The organism is Microbulbifer epialgicus (assembly GCF_041447265.1).
Classification (GTDB): Bacteria; Pseudomonadota; Gammaproteobacteria; order Pseudomonadales; family Cellvibrionaceae; genus Microbulbifer; species Microbulbifer epialgicus.
The window spans coordinates 1-3946 of sequence record NZ_JBGMEK010000167.1; the positions used below are offsets into that span (position 1 = coordinate 1).

The 3946-nt window shown below is 41.9% G+C and carries 3 protein-coding genes and 1 tRNA gene; 1 reads left to right on the top strand and 3 read right to left on the bottom strand.

Going from position 1 to position 3946, the window contains the following annotated elements; all coding sequences use genetic code 11:
* Positions 1–136 precede the first annotated feature (136 nt).
* Positions 137–1336, bottom strand: coding sequence for a patatin-like phospholipase family protein (locus tag ACCI49_RS23860; protein WP_371841747.1), 1200 nt, complete (start codon positions 1334–1336; stop codon positions 137–139).
* Between the two features lie 248 nt (positions 1337–1584).
* Positions 1585–2577, bottom strand: a complete 993-nt coding sequence (locus ACCI49_RS23865) for a right-handed parallel beta-helix repeat-containing protein (RefSeq protein WP_371841748.1) — start codon at positions 2575–2577, stop codon at positions 1585–1587.
* A 497-nt stretch (positions 2578–3074) separates the two neighbouring features.
* Between ACCI49_RS23865 and ACCI49_RS23870 the strand changes: the two genes are divergently transcribed.
* On the top strand, positions 3075–3410 hold the full coding sequence (locus tag ACCI49_RS23870) for a LexA family protein (protein ID WP_371841749.1): 336 nt from the start codon (positions 3075–3077) through the stop codon (positions 3408–3410).
* Between the two features lie 209 nt (positions 3411–3619).
* Here ACCI49_RS23870 and ACCI49_RS23875 read toward each other — a convergent pair.
* Positions 3620–3696 (bottom strand) — tRNA-Arg (locus ACCI49_RS23875).
* Positions 3697–3946 lie beyond the last annotated feature (250 nt).

Consider the following 3946-nt stretch of genomic DNA (forward strand, 5'->3'; position numbering starts at 1 on the left):
CTGGAAGGAAAAACTCGTAAACTGAATTTGACCTGACAAAGCACCTTCTGAAAAACCGGTAACTGTCAGATCAAGTCTGAACTACTACACCATAGTTGATCGTCTGCCTCCTTTTAAGCCCATAAATCTATTAAGTTCATTGAACTATCAGCAATTGTTCGGTTGGGAGGTGGGCAGCAGGTGTTTTCTGCGGAGTGAGGCTCTGAATGATTTCCTGAATTTTCTCCTCATTACTCTCTATCAATCGATTTGCATGTTTTTTAAGATGCTTGATTGAATCATATTCAAAGACGTCAACAAAGGGGTTGATGACTTCAACATTCAGGTAGTGGTATGTAATTCTTCCTTCCCTTGAAAGAAGCTTGGCCAATTCTAGGGCATAGATCTGCTGGTGATCCATATGTATCTGTAAGGTGGAAAGAGCATCTCGAATCCAGCGCATACGCCCCCAGTTTTTAAGCTCACTATACTCCACATTGGTACTGGTCAGTGGTGGACTTCCAGCTCCAAGAATCAGTATATAGTAGTTTTTATCTGGAAATTGACGAACAACATCTAGGAGGACAATGCTAGTTGGGTTGTTCATGGCTAGGGCGGCATCTGCAAAGTAACTGTGCTGGTTTATTTGACCTGCAGATCTAAAAGCTACAGGTGGAAAAGCCGTTTCGGCGCTTACAGCAGCTGTAATCAATTGGTACAAACTATTAGTTGGTAGTTGGTACACCGCGTTCCCACGATTCTTAAATAGGTGAACTTCTCCGCTGTGAATGTCCAGGGTCGGAATAATGACATAGTTCTTTAGTTCTGTAAAAGAAAGACTTTTGGTGTAATGCTTTTCCAATATTTGGTGCAGGCGATCCCCTAGATATGATGGAGAAAAAAGTCCTGCCCCGGTTAGCACCTTATGGTACCAAGGAGATGAAAATAAGTAATCACTCTCTTCTTTGTAAAGCTCTATTAAGTACTCGGTTGTGGAGAGGTTATTCTTGTAGCGGGAGGGGATAAATTCTTTTGGAATATTGATACCGCTTGCGATAATTGCGCCTGTAGAGACCCCGCTATAAATATCAAAGGCCTCTGTGATCGGTATATCTAATCTACTCTCTATATACTTGAGTACATAGAGTGGAATCAAGCCGCGAACTCCGCCACCATCAATAATTAGAATATTAATGGTATCTTTTTTCCGTATATTAGTTGTATCTTTTATCTGTTTTAGGCCTATGGATTTCTTGTCGAAGGTTATTGATTGAGTAAAATAATTGTTGTAAACATAGGCAGAACCTGTATAGATAATCAAGATTGCCAAGACGATTAATAGGGAGTTTTTAAGCATAGATTACTTTACCTGACCTTGCGGTCTCCAGCCGTTAGTATGTGGGCATGGAGAGGATTTTTCATGAAACTACCTAAATAAGCTTATGCTAGGATTGCTTCAGTTCAAACCCGCCGTGGTCGTTTTACCTGACGGAAGTAGAGCATCAGTAATTTTGGATGTTGGTTATTCTAAAAGCAAAAGAGGGGACTGGTCCCTCTTTTACTATTTCTGGTTATGATTGATTAGAAAGCTAATTTCTATAGGGGTTACTTTAAACAGTCTGGGTTGGCAGTTCCAAATTGGTTGTCTAGCCAGATATTGGTTCCAGAGCAAGTAGGATCGAATAAATCGATAAGATCATATTGAAGGTTCTCTGAAGCAATATTGCCCAGAATAAGATTACCGGAGCTATCAGAATCGGTAACTACAATGCCACCAAACTCAGAAGAGGCTGTCGAGCCATTATGTGTTACAGTATTATGGCTAATTGTATTATTCGATCCACCGCTGATATCGATCCCTACTTGTCCATTGCCTGTAGATTGGTTTTGCCCAATCGTCGAGAAGTTACCGTTGATAAGTATTCCAGTTTCGCCGTTATTTTTAAATGTATTATGGGAGATGGTAGCGTAACTTCCGTCTAATTCTAGCCCATCTTCGCTAAACCCTTCCACATAGCTATAGGTCAAAGTATTAAACTGACCGCCTATTTCTATACCTTCATCCCCGTCGCCAAGGAAGGTGCACTGGGAAATGGTGTTGGCATTTCCGAGAACCTCAAGTCCATCTGCGTCCATTGATCCAGCAGCTCCACTGACAGAGGTATTCTTAAGTGTGTTGCTATCACTAAATAAGAAAATCCCATTTCTAATGACATTAATTACTTCCATGTTAGAAATTTGATGATAACCCTGCCCCTCAGCAGCAATACCATCAATACAGTTCTTGAGAATACCATTCCTTACTTGACCACCTGAACCCTGTAGAACAATGGCGGTGAGACCAGTTACATTGGGAGTTTGTGTTGAGCAGGTTATTTTGTTCCCATTCATGTCAAGATTACCTGTCGGACCTACTATGGTTAGTGCGACAGGGTTTGTTTGGCTTAGTTCACAGTCAAGATTTTTATTCATTGTGACGGAGAAATAGATGGTGTCTCCGCATTCAACAGCTATGGCGTTACTAGATAGGAGCGCCCCGGAAATAAATATACCTACAGCCTGTAAACAGGCTATCAACTTCAATGTATCGCCTTTCATATTGGACTCCTTTTTCAAACCTCTGTAAGTGAAAATCCCTTATAGAGTAGCTTTTAACTTTTCTGTTGTGGTGGGAAGGAGAGTTTTTACACGAAGCTATAAGCGGCAGATGGGAATTTTTTCCCGCAAAATGGTTTGGCTCAGAATGGAATGCGTTTCTTTTGCTTGGCTTTATCGCCCATCACCTAGCAGAGAGACTGATGTGATCCTGAGAGGTCTGCTATCTGTTTAAGTTAGTATTTGAAGTTTATGACGCCTGGAAATAGTCCATACGTCAGCATAACTTAAAGGCACCTTTAAAAATTACTATTTCGGTGCCTACCTAATCCGAATAATGGGGTCTGCAGTGCACTAAAACTCATGAAAATGTAATTTTAATAGGTTCCTTTGAAGAGAAATTGTATGAGAAGGGCTAACCAAGCTCGCGGTTGAGTGATGATCGAGTTTAAAAATAAGGAATCAAAGAGGTTTAATCTCCGATGAATTTTTTCGTTCTTATGCAACCTGCATATATAAATCGGCAAGTTGGGGATATTATACAGAACTATAGGGCCGCCGGGTTAATAATTGGGATACACAACATTAGATATGTTGTACGGCAGCCGGAAAAGGGTCGTAAAGAGACTGCTTTAAGTCTCGCTGAGTATTTGATAGCAAATCTACCTGCCACCTTTATGGCTCGGGCTAATTGTGACTCAATGCAAGGGGTTGGTACCTTTGACCGTTACGTGCTCATTATTGATAGGTCACTTACACCGGCGAATGTTGATGGTGTGGTAGGGGCCCTTGATGGTCAGCTTACTTGCAAAATCCTTGATAGGCGCTGTGGGTAATTAGTGTCCGCTAATGAGAAGTACTCATCAATTCCGATATGGGGAGGTCAGGAATTGATAGTGGAGGGGGTAGTTAAGGCGTCAATCCGGTACCACCGAAGGGGGCAAAAAGGGGCTGGCTGTATATACAGGTTTTGAGTGATTGCCCTATTTAATTTGCAGCACAACAAAAAGGGCTCAGGCCGTGAGACCTAAGTCCTTGATTTATATGGCGCGCTCGGGAGGATTCGAACCTCCGACCGCCTGGTTCGTAGCCAGGTACTCTATCCAGCTGAGCTACGAGCGCGTCGAGGTGGCGCACAATATAGATTCCATAATCTAGTGTCAAGCTTTTTTATGAGAGATTCAGTATTTTTTAAATAGTCGACCCTGAAAAAAGTCTCCAGACCTTGTGGCACTAGGATTACGTGGATATATGACATAGCCATTTCGACCAGTTTTCGCTATTCTGATCCAAATTTCTGGTCGAAATACTCAAGGATAATGATGCTCACGGACACCGATCAGTACCAACAAACCAGCTTTTTTGGCACCGA